The sequence below is a fragment of the Sulfuriferula sp. GW1 genome (genome assembly GCF_047300855.1).
Lineage (GTDB): Bacteria > Pseudomonadota > Gammaproteobacteria > Burkholderiales > Sulfuriferulaceae > Sulfuriferula.
The window spans coordinates 2,016,218-2,038,471 of sequence record NZ_CP170197.1; the positions used below are offsets into that span (position 1 = coordinate 2,016,218).

Consider the following 22,254-nt stretch of genomic DNA (forward strand, 5'->3'; position numbering starts at 1 on the left):
CTCAGTGCCCCGCTTTCTTCTCATCGTGCCCGCCAAACTGCTTGCGCATTGCGGATAGCACCCGGTTGGCATAGTCGGCGTCGCCGCGCGAAGCAAAGCGTTCGAATAGCGCCGCGCTGATGACCGGTGCCGGTACGCCCTCATCGATGGCGGCCAGTGCCGTCCAGCGTCCTTCGCCCGAATCCGACACCCGTCCCGAGAACCCGGCGAGCTCGGCATCCTCAACCAGCGCTGCTGCGGTCAGATCGAGCAGCCAGGACGCCACCACACTGCCGCGCCGCCACACTTCCGTAATCTCGGGCAGGTCCAGCTCATACTGGTAATACTCCGGATTGCGCATCGGCGTGGTCTCGGCATCGCTGTCGCGCGAGCGCTTGCCGGCGTTGGCATTGCGCAGGATATTCAGACCCTCGGCATAGGCTGCCATCAGACCATATTCGATCCCGTTGTGAACCATCTTGACGAAGTGTCCGGCGCCGTGCGGCCCGCAGTGCAGGTAGCCCTGTTCGGCGCTGGCGCCGGGCTTGTCCCGGCCGGGGGTAGGTGGGGCCGTACCCACGCCGGGGGCAAGCGCGGCAAACACCGGATCAAGGTGCTGGACGATGTCTTTCTCGCCGCCGATCATCAGGCAGTAGCCGCGTTCCAGCCCGGCAACGCCGCCGCTGGTGCCGGCATCCACATAATGCAGACCATGCTGCTGCAATTCGGCCGCACGCCGGATATCGTCGCGGTAATACGAGTTGCCGCCGTCAATGACGATGTCTCCCGCTTCAAGCAACGGCACCAGTTGCGCCAGCACCTCATCCACGACCGTCGCAGGCACCATCAGCCAGACCGCGCGCGGCCTGGTCAGGCGGGCGACAAAATCCTCAAGCGAAACCGTGCCGACAGCGCCCTGGCTGCGGAGTGCCTCGACGGCTTCGGCATGACGGTTGTACACCACGCATTGCTGCCCTCCCTGCATCAGCCGCCGCACCATATTGCTGCCCATCCGTCCCAGGCCCAACATGCCGATCTGCATCGAGTATCTCCTGTTTCTGTGACGGGGCGATGCCGCTCTTGCCTGCTGCGCTTCGCAAACATGATGCGCAATGCCCATTGCATCTTTGTGGCAGGCGGACTGCCTCGCATCTCTGCTGCGCCGGGAAATCAAGCCAAATCCTAACTATCCGGGGCAAAAATTGTGCCTGGTTCATTAAAAATAATAGCCATTAATAAACAACGTCATGCTGAAACAGCATTCTCGCGGAACGGTTGAAAACAACCCGAGGCCGGTGGTATTGCCCAAGTCGCGATTGGTAGTGTGCGCAGTACTTGCATAGACTGCGTGGCAATCCGCAGTGCCGGCGGTGTTCACGCCACAGTACCGAGCATTGCCCCCACTCCCGCAGTCACTCCCATGGCCAGCGCCCCCCAGAACGCGACACGCATGACCCCGGCCAGCACACGCGCCCCGCCCACGTAGGCTGCCAAGCCGCCCAGCAGCGCCAGGGACAGCAGTGAGGCGCCCGAGACAATCGGAATCAGACTCGTTGCGGGGGCCAGCGCTATGACCAGCAACGGCATGGCCGCACCACCGGAGAAAGAGCCGGCCGACGCCAGCGCAGCCAGCGTTGGACGCGCACTGAGCGTATCGGAAATCCCCAGCTCGTCGCGGGCATGCGCGCCGAGTGCGTCATGCGCCATGAGTTGCTGCGCAACCTGCTGCGCGAGCGCAGGATCGAGGCCGCGGTCGATGTAGATTGCTGCCAGTTCCTTGTGCTCGCCCTTGTCGTCTGTTTCAAGTTCCTTGCGTTCCAGCTTGAGTTCAGCCTGCTCGATGTCCGCCTGTGAATGGACCGATACATATTCACCGGCTGCCATCGACATGGCCCCCGCCACCAGACCCGCGATGCCGGCAACCAGGATATTGGCATGCGTCGCATGGGCGGAAGCGACACCGAGCACCAGGCTCGCTGTGGAAACGATACCGTCATTCGCACCCAATACCGCGGCGCGCAACCAGCCGATGCGTTGTGTGCGATGTTGCTCCTTCTTGCGTACAGGCATGCTTGAAGCCCCCTTCGAAGACTACAAATAAGGGCAAGGTGTGGCCAGCCGCTGGAAGCTCACGCGCCAACCACCACCTGGGTCTTCCACTGTTTCCCATCGATACCCTGGAATATCGCCTGGTAAGCCCCTGGTGCAAGTTTTAACGTCCCCTGATGCGGTAGCGAGATCGTGGCGCGCGCGCCCACCACACCGACGAAGCCATACTTCGTCGGTTTGAAAACCGAATATTTATATTCGTTTGCAAAACCGGTTTGCGCCAACTCACTCAGCGTCTTTCCGCCCCAGGTTTCCACCGCATGCCCGTGTTCGTCAACGACAGAGACCTGGATGACGTATGCGCCCTGTGTGTCAGGGCCAGCGTCCACGTATGCGGACAGCATCAGGTCACCGGACGAGGAAAGTGCCGGCTTGGTCAGTGCAAGGTGATGATATTTCGCGTTAGTCCGTGCCGCCAGAGGACTGAACACGGCACCGCGCAGATATCCATAAAAACCCACGGCAAAGACAATGGCGAGAATGCCGAACATCTTTGCGAAACGCGTGACCGGAATCAGTGGTAGGGGGCCACTGAATAGCCAGGGAAACCAGGAGCGGAGCGCAAGCCCGGGGGATTTTTTCGCCACCCAGTGATCCAGCGACCACCAACCGCCGCCCCCGGCAATCATGATGCCCAGGCCCATGGCAAAGCTGTTGGAAGCCATGGTCCATTCGTCGACACAGGTTGAACCCAGCCATCCGAACATCAGCATCAGCGAAACTGCCAGACCCACACTGATCAGGCCGAATAAGCGCGTCATGAAACCGAATATCAGACCCAGGCCGACCAACAACTCGACCAGCGTGAAGACAATGATCGATACATGCAGCAGGGTGGGATGATGCAACAAGGCGCTGAGTGCATCCCCGCTACCAAAAATGGCACCGGGTATCGCTTCGTTCATTTTGTGCGCCATGTAGCTGCTTGAGCCGGGATCCAGCTTGCCCGTACTATAGATCAGCCGCCTGCTGGCGCCGGCCCAGTAAACCCAGCCTTGAACCAGTCTCACGCCCAGCATGGCGAGCCCCAGCAGAGTCCAGATGTCAGCATTTCGAGTTGGCGAAGCAGACGCGGTCACAGCGTCCTGGAGTGCTGGGGATGAAACGGGCATTTCGAATCTCCTGGGCGAACAGCTTTCATGGACTATTCGAGTAGTCTGTCCTCCTTTCACGGTATGTGCAGTGCGCTATCGCACATAGAATCCGGGAAACGACACTGTTCATCCTATAAATCGCAATTCAGGCCACAGAGATCCCAGAGGACACGGAGAAGAAACGGCCTTCGACGCGATTTGCTTTTCTCCCGATAGGTGGGCCGAAAACAGCAATCAAAGCGTGGACTTTTCTCTGTGTTCTCTGTGCCCTCCGTGGCTAACTGAATTTTTCAGGTTCACCGTGTTGTTTGTCCGCACAAATCAGGTTGGCAAACCAGGACGGTCAACGCAAGCCTCACACCGCTTCATGGAGCATTTGAGGTAACCTATGCGCTCCGTCCGGATCACAAATTTCCTTAACTCACCATGAACGAAGATAGCCACGGGACTGCTCCACACTCGCTTGACCCGGCAGATTGGCAGGCACTCCGCGCCCAGGGACATCGCATGCTCGACGACATGCTGGACTACCTGGAGCACATCCGGGAACGCCCGGTATGGCAGCCGATTCCGCAGCCGGTGCGCGACCTGTTCCACGAAACGCTTCCCGCGCAACCGGCCGATCTCGCCACGGTGCACGCACACTTCATGCAAGACGTGCTGCCGTTTGCCGTGGGGAACGCGCATCCCGGTTTTATGGGCTGGGTGCATGGCGGCGGCACGCCGGTGGGCATGCTGGCGGAAATGCTGGCGGCGGGTCTGAACGCCAATCTGGGCGGGCGCGACCAGATGCCCATCGAGGTGGAACGCCAGGTATTGCAGTGGATGCGCGAGTTATTCGGCTTTCCGGACAGCGCCAGCGGCCTGTTCGTGACCGGCACCTCGATGGCCAACCTGATCGGCGTGCTGGTGGCGCGCACCGCAGCGCTGGGCACCGCGGTGCGCCAGCAGGGTGTCGCTGCCAGCGGCAAGCGCCTCACTGCTTATACTTCCGCCGGGGCCCACGGCTGTATCGCGCAGGCGATGGACCTTGCCGGTCTGGGCATGGACGCCCTGCGCATCATCCCGGTGAACGACCAGTACCAGATGGACAGCGCAGCACTCGAACGGGCCATCGCAGCGGATCGCAGCGCCGGTTTCACACCGTTTTTCATTGCCGCGAGCGCGGGTACGGTCGATGTCGGCGCCATCGATGGTCTCGCCGTGCTGGCGGACATCGCTCAGCGCGAGGCGCTGTGGTTTCATGTCGACGGGGCGTACGGGGCGCTGGCCATGCTCGCCCCGGATATTGCACCGCGCCTGCGCGGCATCGAGCGCGCCGACTCCATCGCCTTCGATTTTCATAAATGGGGGCAGGTGCCCTACGATGCCGGATTCATCCTGGTGCGGAACGGTACCCTGCACTACGACACCTTCGCCTCACCCGCGGCCTACCTGCGCCGCGAAGCCTGCGGCATGGCGGGCGGATCGCCCTGGCCGTGCGATTTCGGGCCGGATCTGTCGCGCGGCTTCAGGGCGCTGAAGGCCTGGTTCACCATCAAGGTCTACGGTGCGGAGCAGCTTGGCCAGGTGATTTCCGGCACCTGCGCACTGGCCCAGTACATGAAGCAGCGTATCGAAGCCATGCCGATGCTGGAACTGATGGCCCCGGTGGCGCTGAACATCGTCTGTTTCCGCTACCGCAGCGAACATGCCGACACGGTGAATACGCGGCTTGCTGCTGCATTACAGGAATCCGGCATTGCCGCGCCGTCTACCACCACCCTCAACGGCCATGTCGCGATTCGCGCAGCGATTGTCAATCACCGCACCGCTACCCGCGACATCGACGCGCTGCTGCAGGCAAGCCTAGCACTCGGCAAGGAACTTACCCGGACGCCATGACTCAGGAACACAATGAATAACGAATCTCCACAATCATCCCCCACGCACGCCGATAACTGCGAACCGCTCATCGGTCTGGCCACTTTAATGCGGATGGCTTTTTCCGGCGCCGATCTGGGCCCGCTGGGCACGCGTTTGCTGAAGCGCGCGGAAACGCATCCTCACGATGCCAATACCTTGCTGGACCTGTCGACGATCCTGCAGCTCAAGGGCAATCGCGCCGCCGCGCTCGCCGTACAGTCGCAGGCGCTGGAGATGCAACAGCTGTATCACATGCCGGCAGCGCAGGAGGCGACAGCCATCCGCGTGCTTGCCATCATGGGGCCGGGCGATTTGATGGCCAATACGCCGCTGGAATTTCTGGTGGAAGGCTCCGATATCGCACTCGACATGCTGTATGTAGCGCCGCACCTGCCCTTTCCTGCAGCACTGCCGGAACACGACGTGGCGTTTGTCGCCGTCGGCGAGTCCGATCAGAATCGCCCCTTGCTGCAATATGTTGCCAAGCTGATCCAGGACTGGCCGCGTCCGCTGCTGAATACGCCTGACCGCATCGCCGGCGTATCGCGTGACGGCGCCTGCGCGCTGCTGGCCTCGGCGCCAGGGGTCGTCATGCCAGCCACGGTACGCATCGACCGGCAAACCCTGGAACAAATCGGACGCGGGCAACTGGCGCTGGCCGATATCCTTGAAGACGGCGATTTCCCGATTATTGTGCGTCCGGTTGATTCGCATGCCGGGCAGGGGCTGGACAAGCTCGATACGCCGGCAGCGATCGACGATTATCTGCAATCGCAACCGATGAACACGTTTTATGTGTCCCGCTTTGTCGACTACCGCGGGCCGGACGGTTTATTCAGGAAGTCACGCATCGTCCTCATCCATGGTCGCCCGTACGTTTGCCATATGGCGATATCCGAGCACTGGATGATCCATTACCTGAATGCCGGCATGACCGACAGCGCAGACAAGCGCGCCGAGGAAGCGCGCTTCATGACTCGCTTCGACGACGACTTCGCAAGCCGGCATGCGGCTGCTTTCCGCGCCATCCATGAGCGCATGGGACTGGACTATCTCGGCATCGACTGCGGGGAAACGCCAACCGGCGAATTGCTGATTTTTGAAGTGGACAGCAATATGATTGTTCATGCGATGGATCCAGTCGATCTGTTTCCGTATAAACAGTCACAAATGCATAAAGTGTTCGAAGCCTTTCGCACGATGCTGATCGATGCAAGCTCCCGGCCCTGATTTTGACAGTGAATAATCGCCATGACCGGCTCCCGCTCCCGTCTACCCAGCAGCTTCTGGTAGAAGGCGGCGATGCCCGTATCACCCTGGCACCCGGCCATGCTTTAAACAAATACGGTTGCGCACCCCAGCCCGATCCGGGTCTGATGGGGTTTGGATCCGCCACGGCATCGACCATCTCCGAGACAGGATTTGACGCAGCAAACGAACTGCGTAGCCGTCTGCTCCGCGCTGCCGATACGCAACCGCCGGCCACTCTCTATGCCAGCGAACTGAATCGGCTGCGTCAGGAACTGATCCGGTTGTGCGGCGCAACCGATCTGCCCGGTCTCGACATTGTCTTCGCCGCATCGGGTACGGACCTGCATTTGATTGCGGCTCAGCTCATCAGCAGCGGCGCCTCTGCATCCACGCTTGCGCTGATGCTGAACCCGGAAGAAACCGGCAGCGGCGTACCGACAGCGCTGGCTGGCCGCCACTTCAGCGCTCATACTGCATTGGGAGATTCTGTCAGCGCCGGGACGACCATCACCGGCACCGGTGCCATTCAAGTGGTGGCTGTGCCGATTCGTCAAACCGACGGCATCCCGCGTCCGGCAACCGCAGTCGATGCAGAGATCGAAGCACTGGTGACCAGTGCGATCGGGCAGGGACGACGCGTGCTGCTGATCCTCACCGATGTTTCCAAAACCGGTCTGATCGCGCCGAGCGTTGCGTGCATGTCCGCGCTGCAGCGCCGCTGGCCGGATAAGCTTGATATCCTGGTCGACGCATGCCAGTTCCGCCTCGCACCCGCAACCCTGCGCGCCTATCTGGCGCATGGCTTCATGGTGGCCTTGACCGGCTCGAAATTCCTGACCGGACCGACTTTCTCCGGCGCGCTGCTTATCCCGTCAGCAGCCGCACAACGTTTGCGCAGTCGTCCGTTGCCACGTGCCCTGCAGGCTTATTCCGCCGCAGCGGACTGGCCGGATGGCTGGGATGGCGCCGGCATCCTCGACCGCGGCGCAAGCAATTTCGGATTATTATTGCGCTGGGAAGCCGCCCTGGCGGAATTGCGGGCATTTCGCGCCATACCGGAAACCGCGGTCAAACGCTTCCTGCTGTCCTTTGCAGAGGCCGTTCAGCATCGGCTGAGCAGCGATCCGTGCTTTGAGCTCATCCCTGTTCCGCTCATCGATCGCCGCCCCCTGATTGAGGCGACAAGCTGGGATCATATCCCGACGATTTTTCCGTTCCTGCTTCATCGTCCCGCTAGCGCGGCTCACAGCGGACCGTTAAACCGGGATGAGACCGCCCTGGTCTATCGGCGCCTGCAAGACAAACTCAGCGACCATCCCGATCTGAATCGCAACGACGCCCTTGCAGCATTACGCTATCAACTGGGGCAACCCGTCGCATTCGGCCAGCGTAATGGCGTGCCGGTAAGCGCGTTGCGCCTGTGCGCCAGCGCGCGCCTGGTGGTCGAGGCGACAGCGGGTGGCCAGGACAACGGCGCCGTGGTCATAGAACGGGCGTTGGCAGCACTGGACAAAGCGGCCATGCTGGTGCGCCGCCTGCCTGTTTAGGGAAACATCGTTTTACCTTTAAACGGCTGTAGCCGCAGAGAGCACAGAGAAAAGTAACGTATTGCTATCATTTCCAGACTCACTCACCCGGCAGCAGAAAACAATTCTCTTCAAACCCACCTACACTCTGTGCCCTCTGTGGCTTCCACTGCTTTTCATAATGTATCCAGGCGAAAAACTGTCAACGCAGGGTTAAACCCCGAAATGGCGAAGATTTTAGCCACTAATCCCCTGATTGGCTGAAGTTGAACGCGCCTAATATGTACAGAATCAGCAACCATCCCGCACCCACGCCGTCGACCCCATGAAAGACTCCTCCGCACCGCCACAGAATGCCCCCGATATTGCCCGGGAAGCCTTCCGTCGTCTGGCGATGCAGCGTACGGCACCGACACCGGATGCGTATCGCACTGCCTACAATGAAATCGCCGGCGTCTCCGCAAAACCTGATGCGGAAACCGTCCTCACCGATTTTGCCAAAAATCTGGTGCGCGCGCGCGGCGAGGCAGCTGAATTCGGCACCCGCCTTAACCGCGCCCTGGAGTCCCGTGATTGGCAGGAATATGGCGAAGGTCTTTCCCTGCTTATTGAAAAACGCATCAAGAAGTCTCCCGCGATGGCCAGCGCGCCGGTGTATCTACCCGCTGACGACAATCAACAAGTCCGGCTCCTGCGTGAGTTGCTCACGCGCACCCTGACTTTGGGAGTCGCTTCCCTACTCGCCGGCACACCGGAACTGGCTGCCGAATCCGAATCACTGGCCAGTGCAATAAAAGAAGCGCAAACCGAAGAAGCGCTCAACGATGCCGCCAGCCGTCTGAAGCAATTGTGTTTCCGTATCGAACTGCGCAGCGGCGACGTCGCCGAACAACAGGAATTGCTGCTGCGCCTGTTCCGGCTCCTGCTCGATAACGTGCGCGATCTGCTGGAAGAAGACAGCTGGATGCGCGGCCAGGTCGATGTGGTGAACAAGCTCATCGCCGGCCCGATCAATCACCATGCACTGGAGGACGCCACGCGCAGCCTCAAGGAAGTCATTTATAAACAGGGCACGTTGAAGAGCAGTCTGGCGGAAGCCAAGATCACGGTCAGAAACATGGTCACCATTTTCATTGATCGCTTGAATGCGGTCGCCGCCAGCACCGGCGATTACCATGAAAAGATGGACACTTATTCACAAAAAATCGCCCAGGCCGGCAGCATCAGCGAACTCAATTCAGTATTGGACGATGTCATGCGCGATACGCGCACGGTGCAGACAGACGCTCTGAATTCGCGCGATGAAATGCTTGCGGCGCGCCAGAAGGCCCTGGATGCCGAGGCAAAAATCCACGAACTGGAATCCCAGCTCGCGCAAATGAGCGAACTGGCGCGCGAAGACCAGTTGACCGGCAGCCTCAACCGGCGCGGACTGGATGATGTGTTCGAACGCGAGCAGGCGCGCGCCAAACGCCGCAACTCCCCGCTTTGCATCGCATTGCTGGATATGGATGATTTCAAGCAGCTCAACGACATCCATGGCCATGTCGCGGGCGACGAGGCGTTAATACATGTAGTGAGAATCGTCAAAGAGACGCTGCGCACCATGGATGTCATCGGCCGCTTTGGCGGCGAGGAGTTCCTGGTCGTGCTGCCAGACACTTCCATCGAGGATGCCATGCAGGTCGTGGCGCGCCTGAAAAAAGAACTCACCAAGCGCATCTTTATCCACAACAACCAGCGCCTGCTGATCACTTTCAGCGCCGGTGTCGCATTAAGCGCCCCGGATGAAGATCCAAAATCGGTGTTAAAGCGTGCCGACGCGGCACTCTATCAAGCCAAGAAAGCCGGCAAGAATCGGGCTGTTGCCGCAGATTAGCCGGGATGACACTACTTATATAATTATATAGCTCTCAGATTAAAGATTTTTTTGATTCCTGCCGAAACGTGGAAAGGCGGTTCAAGTTCGGGCAATGCCGGCGAAATAAATATTTTGTTTTACCCTAAATATTTCGCAGACACGTCCCGATAAGTTAAATAACGGCGGTTTGAATGCCTGGCCTTACCAAGGTCAAACCAAAGTTGACGGCACTTGAGCCGGATCCATCAAACCACAGGAATTAAGGAGATCTAACATGGCTTCATATATCAACACCAACATCGCTTCACTGAATGCTCAGCGCAACCTGACCACTTCACAATCTTCGCTGGCTACTTCCTTGCAGCGTCTGTCTTCCGGCTTGCGCATCAATAGCGCCAAGGACGACGCCGCCGGTCTAGCCATCAGCCAACGGATGACCTCGCAGATTAACGGCTCCAACCAGGCTGCCCGCAACGCCAACGACGGCATTTCCCTGGCCCAGACCGCTGAAGGCGACTTGTCGCAAATCACCAACAACCTGCAGCGCATGCGTGATCTGGCAGTGCAATCAGCCAACGCGACCAATTCCACTTCAGACCGCGCTGCGCTGAATAGCGAATTTCAGCAACTGTCTGCTGAAAATGATCGTATCGCACAAACTTCATCCTTCAACGGCGTGAAATTGCTGAATGGTTCGTTTACCGCCCAGAATTTCCAGGTAGGTGCGAACAACTCTACCAACGACCAGATTACCATCGCATCGATTTCGAGTGCGCGCACCTCTGCGCTGGGTGCTCAAACGGCAACGTCGGGCGTCACCACGGCTGCACTGGCCGCCGGCGATTTGACCCTGAACGGCACCGCAATCGGCGCATCAACCGCCGGTACCGCCGCAGGTCAGACTGCCGCCAGCGCCTTCTCGATTGCCGCTGCGATCAATGCCGCTTCGTCCGGCGTGAATGCCACGGCAAATGCCACCTCTGTTACTGGTATTGCTGCTACTGCATTTGTCGCAGGTACTGACAATATTACGGCAGGCGATCTTAAGATTAATGGTGTAAGTGTCGGCGCGATTACTGCGGGTGGCAGTGCGGCAGCGCAAGGTACAGCCGTAGCTGCAGCCATTAATTTGGTCTCAAGCACTTCAGGAGTAACCGCAACGGCGGATGCTGCTGGTTTAGTTACCCTGAACGCAGCTGATGGCCGTGAAATAACAGTCGCGCAAACAGGAACAGCGACTACTGCGCGTACTGGATTAACGGCGGCAACAACACAGAGCACCATAACGCTTAGCTCTTCTGCAAGTATCGTTGTCGGCGGCACCAATCCATCAAAAGCGGGTTTGAGTGCGGGCACGCTGGCAACGACCACTTTGGCGGTAAGCACTGTCGATTTGACCACCGCGGCCAGCTCCCTCACCGCCCTGACCGCAATTGATGGCGCAATTTCTACCGTGAACAGTTCGCGCGCTTCGTTGGGTGCTTATCAAAACCGTTTTGCATCGGCCGTAAGCAGCTTGCAGACTTCTTCAGAAAACCTGTCTGCAGCTCGTAGCCGTATTCAGGACACCGACTTCGCGTCCGAAACCGCCAATCTGACCCGCGGCCAGATCCTGCAACAAGCGGGTACGGCGATGCTGGCACAAGCCAACGCGCTGCCAAACGGCGTGCTGGCCCTGTTGCGTTAATCAGTAACAGGCAACCCTGCCGGGTTGCCGTAATCGGATGGAAGGCGGGAGACCGCTTTCCATCTTCCCACTTAAAGGGAAATAGACATGGACAGCAGTCAAATATCAAGTACTACGCAGGTGCCCATCACACCACCGGCAAGCCGGCCAGCGGCAACGGCTCAGACTGGCGCAACATCAGCTATTCCCGCTGTACCAAACAACGTTGCCTCTGTCGCAATACAGTCGCCAACCAAAGCAGACGCTGTCGATGCAGTCGAATTGAAACGCTCAGTCGACGCGATTAACAAATTTCTTAAACCAGTCGCCAGCAATATTGAATTCAGTATTGACCAGGACAGTGGCAGAACCCTGGTCAAGATAGTCGATACCGAAACCAATACCGTCATACGGCAAACGCCTTCCAGGGAAGTGCTCGCCATTGCCAAGGAACTCGACAAGTTGCAAGGCCTCCTGATCCGGGAAAAGGCCTGAGCGCCAAGCTCATACAAGGAAACACATCATGGGAATCTCTACACCAGGCATAGGTTCAGGACTCGACGTTAACGGTATCGTTACCAAGTTGATGTCCATCGAACAACAGCCTCTGACTGCGATTAACAATGAAGTGGCGAGCTATCAGACCCAGCTTTCCGGCTATGCCCAGATCAAGAGCGCGCTGTCGCAGTTTCAGAGCGCGGTGCAGGGATTATCCAGCCCCACTCAATTTCAAAGCCTGACCGCCACCCTGGCGGATGCCACGGTTGCCACGGCCAGCGCCAGTGCGGGGGCCACACCCGGAACCTATGCGCTGGAAGTATCCAGTCTCGCCCAAGCTCAAAAACTGGTTGCCGCAGGCCAGGCCAGCACCAGCGCAACCATTGGCAGCGGGACCACCACCACACTGAGCTTTGATTTCGGCACCATTGCCGGCGGCACGCTCAGCAATGGCACCTACACCGGCGCCAGCTTCACCAGCAATGGCGCGGGCACCAAAACCGTCACCATTGATGCCAGCAATAATTCGCTGTCCGGAATCCGTGATGCCATCAACAGCGCCAATATCGGCGTATCGGCCACCATCGTGAATGATGGCAGCGCCGCGCCCAATCGTCTGGTGCTGACCGATACCACCACCGGCATCAGCAACAGCATGAAAATTTCGGTGTCCGGCGACGCCACGATTTCCAGCCTGCTCAGCCAGGATCCGGCCAATAACACCGGACAAGCGCTGGCTGAAACCGTCACCGCCCAGAATGCCAATTTCAAGCTGGATGGCGTTGCCGTCACCAAAACCACCAATACCGTTACGGATGCGATACAGGGCGTTACCCTTAATCTGGCCAAGACCAATGTCGGCACGCCTACCAACATTACGGTGGCGCAAGACACTGCTTCGGTTACCAAGGCGGTGAACAATTTTGTCGCGGCCTACAACAGCATCACGCAAACCCTGGCGTCTGCAACCGCTTACAATCCCACCACCAAACAGGCTGCGTTATTTAACGGCAATGCTTCAGTTTCGATGATGCAAAACCAGATCCGCAATGTGTTGTCCACCCCGGTTGCGGGCGGGGGCAGCGCATACACACTATTGTCACAGATCGGCGTGACCTTCCAAAAAGACGGCACGCTTGCCGTTGACAGTACCAAGCTGCAAAGTGCGATCACCAGCAATTTCAGTGATATCGCCGGGTTGTTCGCGGCCGTAGGTAAAACCTCGGACAGCCTGGTTGGCTATTCGAGCGCCAGTGCGCTGACCGCACCGGGCGCTTACAGCGTGAATGTCTCGCAGCTTGCTACACAAGGTAACGCCACCGCCTCCGCCGCCGCCGGACTAACGATTACCGCCGGTACAAATGACACGCTGCAGGTTTTGGTGGACGGCGTCACCGCCAATGTCACCCTGGCGGCGGGCACCTACGCCAGCGCAGCGGCATTGGCCACGCAAATACAGTCGCAGATCAACGGCGTGAGTGCGTTCTCATCCTTAGGCTCCACAGTAACCGTGACACAATCGGCCGGTGTCTTGAAGATCACTTCCAACCGCTATGGCTCGGCGTCCGTCGCCAATATTACCGGCGGAAACGGTCAGGCCAACCTCAACTTTGGCGGCACTGCCGTGGTCAGCAATGGCGTGGATACCGCAGGCACCATCAACGGCGTTGCAGCCATCGGTTCCGGGCAGTATCTCACCGGCGCCACTGGCGACGCTTCGCAAGGCCTGCAAATCAAGATCAACGGCGGCGCAACGGGCGCACGCGGCACGGTCAATTACTCGCAAGGCTATGCCTATCGGTTCAATTCGCTCGCGACCTCGATGCTTGCCTCGAATGGCTCCATTTCGTCGAGCACGGATGGCATCAATGCATCGATCAAACGCTTGAATGTCGACCAACAGGCGTGGGCTGCGCGGTTGACAGTCATCGAAGCACGCTACCGCGCGCAATTCACAGCATTGGACACCATGATCAGCAGCATGAATACCACCAGTACCTTTTTAACGCAGCAACTCGCAAATTTACCTAAGATCGCATAAGGGAGAATCCGACATGTTTGGAACAGCACGCAACGGCGCCAACACTTATGCAAAAGTCGGTATTGAAACCGGCGTGGTAGCGGCCAATCCGCATAAGCTCATTGTCATGTTGTTTGACGGTGCCAAAACCGCGGTGGCCAGCGCCATGCAACTAATGAAGAATGGCGAAATCGAAGCGAAGGGAAAAGCCATTTCCCAGGCAATCTCGATTATTGACAGCGGCTTACGCGCAAGCCTGGACAAATCGGCCGGCGGTGAAATCGCGACCAGCCTGGATGCGTTGTATGAATATATGAGCAACCGCCTGCTACTGGCCAACCTCAATAACGACCCGGCTATCCTTGATGAAGTGGATGGGCTGCTCGGACAGTTGCGCGAAGCCTGGGAGGCCATCGGAACCACAGCCGTTATTGAAACCGCACCGGCCGCTGCGGTGCAGGACAATTTGATGCCACGTGTCAATTCTTTTGTGAGAGCGTAACCCTCAATGATGAATAGTGAAGAAATCATTTCCGTGTATGAATCTGTGGCGAACATCACGGAACAAATGCTGGCTGCCGCGCGCAGCAGCGACTGGGAACGCCTAGCAGCACTGGAATCGAACTGTGCCAGCCATGTGCGCACGCTTGAAAAAAGCGAACCGCGTTCTGCACTGAGCGGGGAAATGCGTGAACGCAAATTTAATATCATCCAAAAAATCCTCGCCGATGATCGCGAGATACGCAACATTACCGAGCCCTGGATGGCGCAATTGTCGTCACTGATGAACAATACCAGCACCGAACGCAAGCTTTCCATGACTTACGGCAGGAATCAGGCGGGCTGAGCATGACCCCGATGCGACCGGAAATGGCAGGCACGCGCGCGATCGTACCGATCGAAGCGTTGATGCCGGTACTTCCGCTCGCAGATACGCGCGAAGAGGCATCCCACCGTTTCGCACAAAGCGCATTAGGTCAGATCTTTCAGAGCAAGGTACTATCGCGCCTGGACGATGGCAGCTTTCTGGTACGCATTGCCGATACCATGGCACGCATGGTCTTGCCTGCCGGTACTCGCACGGGCGATTTACTGCAACTCACCCTGATGAGCCGGGAACCCCAGCTCACCTTCCTGCTGGGGCCACAGCCTGGCGCTGCACCGACTTCACTCAGCGCCACCGGCCGGCTCATCGACAACCTGCTGCAGACCGCGCAGCAGAACGGCGCGCCCAATACGGTCCTCGGCAAAACGGCACTGATCCCGACTCCTGCCATGAGCACTGAACAGATCGCTGTTGCGTTACGCGACACAATCAGCACCAGCGGTCTGTTCTACGAGGCGCATGTCCGCGAGTGGGCCAACGGCAATCGCGCCTTATCCGAACTGATGCGCGAACCGCAAGCGCAGGCTGCATCTGCCCAGCTGGCAGACCCCGCTACTGCGCAGCCGAGGTCCGACACAAACAATACCGTAGTGTCGCAACTGATCCATCAACAATTGAATACGCTGGAACAGCAGCGTGTGCTATGGCGCGGTGAGGCGTGGCCCGGCCAAACCATGGAATGGGAAGTAGGCGAAGATACGCCTGAAGGCAGCAACCGGGAGATGCAGCCATCCTGGCGTAGCGAGGTACGTTTCGAGCTGCCGACTCTGGGCACCGTATCGGCGACTATCCGACTCACCGGAGAACACGTGCAGGTTCATATCCATGCCGACTCAGAAGCCGCGGCGGCTTCGCTCTGCGCACATGGCACACTACTTTCCAATGCCATGGATGCTGCCGGCATTCCACTTGATTCCCTGATCGTGAAACAGGATGAGCGCGCCTAATACACCATTGCAAAGCGCTGTCGCCCTCGCCTATCAGACCGGTTCCGTGGCGCCCAGGGTCGTCGCCAAAGGCAATGGACTGATCGCGCAGGAAATCATCGCTCGCGCTAAAGAGCACGGTGTTTTTGTGCATGAATCCAAAGAACTGGTCGCCTTGCTGATGCAGGTTGAACTCGACCAGCACATTCCGCCGGCCCTGTATCGCGCCGTAGCCGAGTTACTCGCGTGGCTCTACCGGATCGAGACGGAACGCAAGAATAGCGATACATCGGACTAATTGGCATACTGCAAGCTATCCGCCTACGCTTACTTTATTTTTTCAGACCGATCACCATAATGCCTATCGATAACCCTGACTTCGGCACCGAGAACCAGAGCCCATATCTCGTCCATTCCCATCGTGAAATCGTGTCCTTGTTACGCGCCATAGGCGGCCAGCATCAACTCATCACCATGCTGGTCAATGGTGGCGCCGATGCGGTCGTCACCTCGATACTGGAAGTGGACGATGCGAGCAATACGGTGGTGATTGACTGTGCGCCGAGTGCATTATTGAATCAGCGCATTATCGAATCGGACGACCTCGCCTTCGAGGCCTCGCTCGACAAGGTGCGCATCCTGTTTTCCGTTGCGAAGGCGGACAGTGCGACCCACGAAGGCCGCGCCGCCCTGCGTATTCCCATTCCTGCCAATCTGATTCGGCTGCAGCGGCGCGAGTACTATCGCGTCAACACGCCGGTCATCAATCCTATCCTGTGCAGGATCCCGCTGCCTGCCGATGCCGGTGGCGGCATCTACACGGCACCGCTGGTCGATATCAGTTGTGGCGGGATTGCGATACTGGATGACAAGAAAGTACTGGATACCACGATCGGGCGCGAATACGAGAACTGTCATATCGACCTGCCCGGCCTCGGTATCGTTACGGTGACCCTGCAAATCAGGAATTCGCAGGAATTGACACTATTCAACGGCAAAACAAATCGCCGCCTGGGGTGTCTTTTCGTCGAGCTGTCAAAGGGGATGCTGGCCGCGGTGCAGCGTTACCTCATGTACCTGGAACGGGAGCGCAACGCGAAAATTACCGGATTGGGGTGATCTTTCAAGCAAGGCAAAAGGCAAAATTCAAGACGCTCCCTTGGGCTTGATTTTTGCCTTTTGCCTTTTTTCCTTGCAGTCCGGATCAAATCTGCATATTCATTATTTCGTGGTATGCGGAGATCAGTTTATTGCGCACCTGGATCGTTGCCTGAAACGAAATATTGGCTTTCTGCATGGAAATCATCACGTCCGACAGGTTCACCTTGTCGTCGCCGGCGGCGAAACGCTGGCCCAGTTGTTCTGATTGCTGCTGCACATTGTTGACCTGATCGAGCGACGTTTTCAGGGCATCGGCAAAATCCACCTTGCCCACACCCTTGCCGGCTGCGAGGGTAGTGTCCACCCCTTCAGGGCGCGTGGCGGCGGCTTTCAGCTGTGCCATCATCGCTTCTATCCTGCTGGTATCGATCATCCCGGTTTTCATTGCGCACTCCATCAAGTCCTGGCTTCCGCCCATTCTCAGGCAGAGGTTTATGGTTCTACACCGCCACGTTATCACTTGATCGCCGCGGCCTCAGCGGAATAAGCACGGGAAACAGTCCTCTATTCAATCAATTGAAATACTGCGCCGCACCGATAATCGACACTGAGGCAAGCACCACGAATGGGTGAGGACACAATATGAACCGGATCAGCAATATCAGCCGCACCAACCATCACTGTATCGATTGCGGAGAGGCACCATGTCAGTAGCAGGCGAAGTCGCACTCACTCCCAAGCTCATGGGATTGACGCAGGGTCCGGGCGGACGCAAGTTTTTGCAGATGCTTGCCATTGCTGCGGTCATTGCCATCATGGCCGGTGTATGGATGTGGGGCCAGCAGCCGGATTACCGCGTGCTGTTTTCCAATTTCAGCGACCGTGACGGAGGAGCCATCGTGGCTTCCCTGCAGCAGATGAATGTGCCCTATAAATTTGCCGAAGGCGGCGGAGCCATTCTGGTGCCGGCCAATCAGGTCTACGAGGCGCGTCTAAAACTGGCTTCGCAAGGCCTGCCGAAAGGCGGGAATGTCGGTTTCGAGCTGATGGAAAACCAGAAGCTCGGCGTGTCCCAGTTTCTGGAACAGGTCAATTTCCAGCGCGCGCTGGAAGGCGAACTCGCGCGTTCTATCGAATCCATCTCGACCGTGCAGTCGGCGCGTGTGCTGCTCGCACTGCCCAAAGCCTCGGTATTCGTACGTGAACAGCAGAAACCCACCGCATCCGTTTTACTCAATCTGCAACCTGGCCGGATACTGGACCGGCAACAGGTCAGTGCGGTCGTCCATCTGGTGGCCAGCAGCGTGCCCGAGCTGCTTACAAAAAACGTAACCGTGGTTGATCAGAACGGCAATTTGCTTTCCGATACCAGTTCCGGCCCGGGAGCCAATGGACTTGATCCGAGCCAACTCAAATATATCCATGAACTCCAGAGCAACATTGCCAAACGCGTCGAATCCATTATTGCCCCGATTGTTGGCGCCCAGAACGTGCACGCCGAAGCGACTGCCGACGTGGATTTTTCCAATACCGAACAGGCCGCCGAAATCTACAAACCCAATCAGACACCCGACGCGGCGGCAATACGCAGCCAGCAGACCAGTGAAACGCTGAATGGTGGAAGTGCCAATGCAACGGGCGTGCCGGGGGCGTTGTCCAACCAACCCCCTGCTCCAGCAACTGCACCACTTACTGCGCCTGCTGCCAACACGCCAGCACCGGGCGCTGCCCCCGCCACACCGGCCACCAACACTCAAAAAGAGTCCACGGTTAATTACGAACTCGATAAAACCGTGCGTTACGTGCAACAGCCCATGGGGGGCCTGAAGCGCCTGTCGGTGGCGGTTGTCGTGAACTACCGGGACACAGTCGACAAATCGGGCAAAGTCATCAGCCGGCCACTCTCTGCTGCCGAAAAAGCGCAGATTACCGATCTGGTTAAGGAGGCCATGGGCTATAACCAGCAACGTGGAGACACGCTGAACGTGGTCAACAGTCCGTTTGCCCGGGCTGAAAAAGAAACCATTCCCGATGTGCCTTTGTGGAAGCAGCCTGAGAATATCCAGCTCGCCAAGGATATCGGCAAATACCTGATCGCCATCGCAGTACTGCTTTACCTTTTTTTCCGTGTGCTCAAGCCGATGCTGCGCAAAGTAACCGAAGACACGGGCGCACATGCTGCGCTAGCCGCGCCGGAAGATGATGTCGTGCATCTATCCCATATGTCTGCCAGCGGCGAACTCACGGAGATGACTTCGCATGGCGCTCTCGCTTACCAGCAAAACCTGGAAATAGCCAAGAGCCTGGCTAAACAGGACCCGAAAATCGTAGCGAACGTGGTCAAGAGCTGGGTGAACGGCAATGAGTAATGATGTCGGTATAGAAAACGGGGCGATCCTGATGCTGGCACTGGGCCAGGACGAGGCGGCTGAAGTGATGAAATATCTCGGGCCTCGCGAAGTGCAGAAACTGGGACAGGCCATGTCCATGATGAAAACCATCGGCCACGAACGGGTCGCTTCGGTGCTTGGCGATTTCTGCCTGGAAGCGGAGCGCAGTTCTTCGCTGGGCATCGACTCGGACGACTACATCCGCAGCGTACTGACCAAAGCCCTGGGCGATGACAAAGCCGCTTCACTGCTCAACCGCATCCTCGGTTCCAGGGATGCCAGCGGCATCGAGAGCCTGAAGTGGATGGACGCTCAATCGGTGGCAGAGCTCATCCACAACGAGCACCCGCAGATCATCGCCACGATCCTGGTTCATCTGGAGCGGGATCAGTCCTCTGAAATCCTCAAGAATTTCACCGAGCGCTTGCGCAACGACGTGATGCTGCGTATTGCAACCCTGGACGGTGTACAGCCGACGGCGCTGCGCGAACTGAACGACGTGCTCACCAAGCTGCTTTCCGGCAATGAAAACCTCAAGAAAAAACCCATGGGCGGCATCCGCGTTGCCGCGGAAATCCTCAATTTCATGGGGGGCGATACCGAAACCTCGGTCATGGAAAGCCTGAAAAACTACGACGATGACATGGCGCAAAAAATCATGGACGAGATGTTCGTATTCGACAACATCATGGACATCGACGATCGCGGCATCCAGTTGCTGTTGCGCGAAGTCCAGTCGGACGCGCTGATTGTCGCGCTCAAGGGCGCGATCCCGGAACTGCGCGAAAAGATATTCAAGAACATGTCGCAACGTGCCGCCGAAATGATGCGTGAAGACCTGGAAGCCAAGGGCCCGGTGCGTTTGTCGGAAGTCGAGGCTCAGCAAAAAGAAATCCTGCTGATCGTGCGGCGCCTGGCCGACGAAGGCCAGCTGATGCTCGGCGCAAAAGGCGAGGACGCTTATGTCTAATGTGGTCCCCAAGGAGCAGCAATCGGCTTATCAGCGCTGGGAAATGGCGTCTTTCGACGATGATCGGAGGACACCGGGAGCCGCCAATTCACCCGCCATTTCCCTGCCCACTGTCGATGAGATCGTCAAAATTCGTGAACACGCCCGGCTCGAAGCTTATGCAGCAGGTCTTGAAGAGGGACGCGCTGCCGGCCTGGCTGCGGGCCGCAGCGAGGCCTCCGCAGAACAAGCGCGCCTGCTCGGCATCGCCGCAAGTTTTGCCGCCGAAGTGGCGCAGGCAGACGAGTTGATCGCCAATGAGGTATTGGATCTGGCGCTGGATCTTGCCAAGGCCATGCTCAAGACGGCACTGGACGTGCGCCCGGAACTCATCAACACCCTTGTCAGCGAAGCCATTCATTATCTCCCAACCTTGCACCCGCCAGCCCGGCTCTACCTCAATCCAAACGACCTGCTGCTGGTCAGAAATCATATGGGGGACGAACTCGACAAGACCGGCTGGTATCTGGCCGAAGATTCCCAACTGGAACCGGGCGGTTGCCGCGTGGAAACTGCCAACAACCAGATCGACGCCTCGCTGTCGACGCGTTGGCAACGCCTTGCAGCTGCGTTGGGCAAGGAATCTGACTGGCTTGCCTCATGATGCAAGCCAGGCCGCACAGCCAGCGCTGGAAAGCCTATCTGCGCGACTGCAGCGAGTTGCTAGCTATCGCGGAACCGATGCAGGTATCGGGACGCGTCACCCGTGTCGCCGGGCTGGTGATGGAGGCCGTAGGCCTGAAACTGGCGGTCGGCAGTGCCTGTACCGTGCCATTGCCGAATGGCTCCAGGCTGGAAGCCGAAGTCGTTGGATTCGAAGGCGAGCGGCTGTTTCTGATGCCGCAAAGCGATGTCGAAGGCCTGGTTCCAGGGACGCGCGTATTCCCGGTTGAAGTTGTGCAAAGTCTGCCTCGCCCCGGCCAGGTCAACCACCCCAGACGGCGCCCTAGCGACCGCACGCGCCACTTGCCGGTGGGCGATGAGTTGCTGGGCCGTGTTCTGGATGGCGCAGGGCGCCCGCTCGACAGCCTCGGCCCGTTGCATGCCCAACACACTGCGCCATTGAATGTACGCGCCGCCAATCCGCTGTCCCGCGCACCCATTACCGACATACTCGATGTCGGCGTACGCGCCATCAACAGCATGCTGACCGTCGGGCGCGGCCAACGCATGGGCTTGTTTGCCGGATCCGGCGTGGGCAAAAGCGTGCTGCTGGGAATGATGGCTCGCTATACCAGCGCAGACGTGATTGTGGTGGGTTTGATTGGCGAACGCGGCCGCGAGGTCAAGGAATTCATCGAGCAGATTCTGGGCGCCGTCGGACTGGCGCGCGCCGTGGTCGTCGCCGCACCTGCCGACACGCCCCCATTGATGCGCCTGCAGGGCGCAGCCTACGCCACCGCTATTGCCGAACATTTTCGCGATCAGGGCAAACACGTGCTGCTGATCATGGATTCACTCACCCGCTACGCCATGGCGCAACGCGAGATCGCGCTGGCCATCGGCGAGCCGCCCGCCACCAAGGGCTATCCGCCGTCCGTATTCGCCAAGTTGCCGGCACTGGTGGAGCGCGCCGGCAACGGCAAGGACGGCGGTGGTTCGATTACTGCCTTCTATACCGTGCTCACCGAAGGCGACGACCAGCAGGACCCGATTGCCGATGCCGCACGCGCGATACTCGATGGTCATATCGTGCTCAGCCGCACCCTGGCTGAAGGCGGGCACTACCCTGCCATCGATATCGAACAATCCATCAGCCGGGCCATGCACACCATCACCTCTCCGGAGCACCAGCAGCTCACCCGCCGTTTGAAACAGCTCTACTCCCGTTATGAACGCAACCGCGATCTGATCAGCGTGGGCGCTTACACCTCCGGCACCGATCCGGTGCTGGACGAGGCGATTGCGTTGCATCCCCGGATCGAGTCATTTCTCCAGCAAAACATTCCCGAACGCGCCGGCATTACCGAGAGCTTGGGGAAACTTACGGCTCTATTCGAGTGATTGACCGGACGCAGACAAAAATATAATCC

Annotated in this window: 20 protein-coding genes; 16 read left to right on the forward strand and 4 right to left on the reverse strand. The window is 58.4% G+C overall.

Annotated elements, in window-relative coordinates:
• Nucleotide 1: 1 nt before the first annotated feature.
• From gnd to ACFDAU_RS09885, 3 genes are all read right to left on the reverse strand, one after another.
• Nucleotides 2-1,021: a phosphogluconate dehydrogenase (NAD(+)-dependent, decarboxylating) gene (gene gnd / locus ACFDAU_RS09875; protein ID WP_413436762.1), complete on the reverse strand. Its 1,020-nt coding sequence runs from the start codon at nt 1,019-1,021 to the stop codon at nt 2-4.
• Nucleotides 1,022-1,353: 332 nt separating this feature from the next.
• Nucleotides 1,354-2,049 carry a VIT family protein gene (locus ACFDAU_RS09880; RefSeq protein ID WP_413436763.1) on the reverse strand — a complete coding sequence of 232 codons (696 nt, stop codon included), beginning with the start codon at nt 2,047-2,049 and terminating at the stop codon, nt 1,354-1,356.
• A gap of 59 nt (nt 2,050-2,108) precedes the next feature.
• Complete coding sequence (locus ACFDAU_RS09885) at nt 2,109-3,200, reverse strand: TQO small subunit DoxD (protein ID WP_413436764.1); 1,092 nt, start codon at nt 3,198-3,200, stop codon at nt 2,109-2,111.
• A gap of 408 nt (nt 3,201-3,608) precedes the next feature.
• On the opposite strand from ACFDAU_RS09885, the gene ACFDAU_RS09890 reads away from it, so the two are divergent.
• From ACFDAU_RS09890 to ACFDAU_RS09945, 12 genes are all read left to right on the forward strand, one after another.
• Nucleotides 3,609-5,066 (forward strand): pyridoxal phosphate-dependent decarboxylase family protein, encoded by a 1,458-nt coding sequence (locus ACFDAU_RS09890; RefSeq protein WP_413436765.1) that lies wholly within the window; start codon nt 3,609-3,611, stop codon nt 5,064-5,066.
• Between the two features lie 12 nt (nt 5,067-5,078).
• Complete coding sequence (locus ACFDAU_RS09895) at nt 5,079-6,317, forward strand: ATP-grasp domain-containing protein (RefSeq protein WP_413436766.1); 1,239 nt, start codon at nt 5,079-5,081, stop codon at nt 6,315-6,317.
• A gap of 8 nt (nt 6,318-6,325) precedes the next feature.
• Entirely contained in the window at nt 6,326-7,885 is a 1,560-nt protein-coding gene (locus ACFDAU_RS09900) for a hypothetical protein (protein WP_413436767.1), read from the forward strand.
• A gap of 304 nt (nt 7,886-8,189) precedes the next feature.
• Nucleotides 8,190-9,743 carry a GGDEF domain-containing protein gene (locus ACFDAU_RS09905; protein WP_413436768.1) on the forward strand — a complete coding sequence of 518 codons (1,554 nt, stop codon included), beginning with the start codon at nt 8,190-8,192 and terminating at the stop codon, nt 9,741-9,743.
• Nucleotides 9,744-9,999: 256 nt separating this feature from the next.
• Nucleotides 10,000-11,412 carry a flagellin gene (locus ACFDAU_RS09910; RefSeq protein WP_413436769.1) on the forward strand — a complete coding sequence of 471 codons (1,413 nt, stop codon included), beginning with the start codon at nt 10,000-10,002 and terminating at the stop codon, nt 11,410-11,412.
• A gap of 87 nt (nt 11,413-11,499) precedes the next feature.
• The gene (locus ACFDAU_RS09915) at nt 11,500-11,886 is read left to right on the forward strand and encodes a flagellar protein FlaG (protein WP_413436770.1); all 387 of its coding nucleotides are present in this window, start codon (nt 11,500-11,502) and stop codon (nt 11,884-11,886) included.
• A gap of 28 nt (nt 11,887-11,914) precedes the next feature.
• Nucleotides 11,915-13,930, forward strand: a complete 2,016-nt coding sequence (gene fliD, locus ACFDAU_RS09920) for a flagellar filament capping protein FliD (RefSeq protein ID WP_413436771.1) — start codon at nt 11,915-11,917, stop codon at nt 13,928-13,930.
• Nucleotides 13,931-13,943: 13 nt separating this feature from the next.
• A complete protein-coding gene (fliS, locus tag ACFDAU_RS09925) occupies nt 13,944-14,411 on the forward strand; it encodes a flagellar export chaperone FliS (RefSeq protein ID WP_413436772.1) in 468 nt (155 codons plus the stop codon).
• A gap of 6 nt (nt 14,412-14,417) precedes the next feature.
• Nucleotides 14,418-14,756 (forward strand): flagellar protein FliT, encoded by a 339-nt coding sequence (locus ACFDAU_RS09930; protein ID WP_413436773.1) that lies wholly within the window; start codon nt 14,418-14,420, stop codon nt 14,754-14,756.
• A gap of 2 nt (nt 14,757-14,758) precedes the next feature.
• Nucleotides 14,759-15,742 (forward strand): flagellar hook-length control protein FliK, encoded by a 984-nt coding sequence (locus tag ACFDAU_RS09935; RefSeq protein ID WP_413436774.1) that lies wholly within the window; start codon nt 14,759-14,761, stop codon nt 15,740-15,742.
• Complete coding sequence (locus tag ACFDAU_RS09940; RefSeq protein ID WP_413436775.1) at nt 15,729-16,019, forward strand: EscU/YscU/HrcU family type III secretion system export apparatus switch protein; 291 nt, start codon at nt 15,729-15,731, stop codon at nt 16,017-16,019. Before ACFDAU_RS09935 ends, ACFDAU_RS09940 begins: the two co-directional genes overlap by 14 nt.
• A gap of 59 nt (nt 16,020-16,078) precedes the next feature.
• Complete coding sequence (locus ACFDAU_RS09945; protein WP_413436776.1) at nt 16,079-16,840, forward strand: flagellar brake protein; 762 nt, start codon at nt 16,079-16,081, stop codon at nt 16,838-16,840.
• Nucleotides 16,841-16,925: 85 nt separating this feature from the next.
• On the opposite strand, the gene fliE is transcribed toward ACFDAU_RS09945, so the two are convergent.
• The gene (fliE, locus tag ACFDAU_RS09950; protein WP_413436777.1) at nt 16,926-17,267 is read right to left on the reverse strand and encodes a flagellar hook-basal body complex protein FliE; all 342 of its coding nucleotides are present in this window, start codon (nt 17,265-17,267) and stop codon (nt 16,926-16,928) included.
• A gap of 259 nt (nt 17,268-17,526) precedes the next feature.
• Between fliE and fliF the strand changes: the two genes are divergently transcribed.
• Genes fliF through fliI form a run of 4 tightly spaced genes read left to right on the forward strand, consistent with a single transcriptional unit; the run spans nt 17,527 to nt 22,225 of the window.
• On the forward strand, nt 17,527-19,191 hold the full coding sequence (gene fliF, locus ACFDAU_RS09955; RefSeq protein WP_413436778.1) for a flagellar basal-body MS-ring/collar protein FliF: 1,665 nt from the start codon (nt 17,527-17,529) through the stop codon (nt 19,189-19,191).
• On the forward strand, nt 19,184-20,182 hold the full coding sequence (gene fliG, locus ACFDAU_RS09960) for a flagellar motor switch protein FliG (RefSeq protein ID WP_413436779.1): 999 nt from the start codon (nt 19,184-19,186) through the stop codon (nt 20,180-20,182). The genes fliF and fliG overlap by 8 nt, the downstream gene beginning before the upstream one ends.
• Nucleotides 20,175-20,825 carry a flagellar assembly protein FliH gene (locus tag ACFDAU_RS09965; protein ID WP_413436780.1) on the forward strand — a complete coding sequence of 217 codons (651 nt, stop codon included), beginning with the start codon at nt 20,175-20,177 and terminating at the stop codon, nt 20,823-20,825. Before fliG ends, ACFDAU_RS09965 begins: the two co-directional genes overlap by 8 nt.
• The gene (gene fliI, locus ACFDAU_RS09970; RefSeq protein WP_413436781.1) at nt 20,822-22,225 is read left to right on the forward strand and encodes a flagellar protein export ATPase FliI; all 1,404 of its coding nucleotides are present in this window, start codon (nt 20,822-20,824) and stop codon (nt 22,223-22,225) included. Before ACFDAU_RS09965 ends, fliI begins: the two co-directional genes overlap by 4 nt.
• The last annotated feature ends 29 nt before the right edge of the window (nt 22,226-22,254 follow it).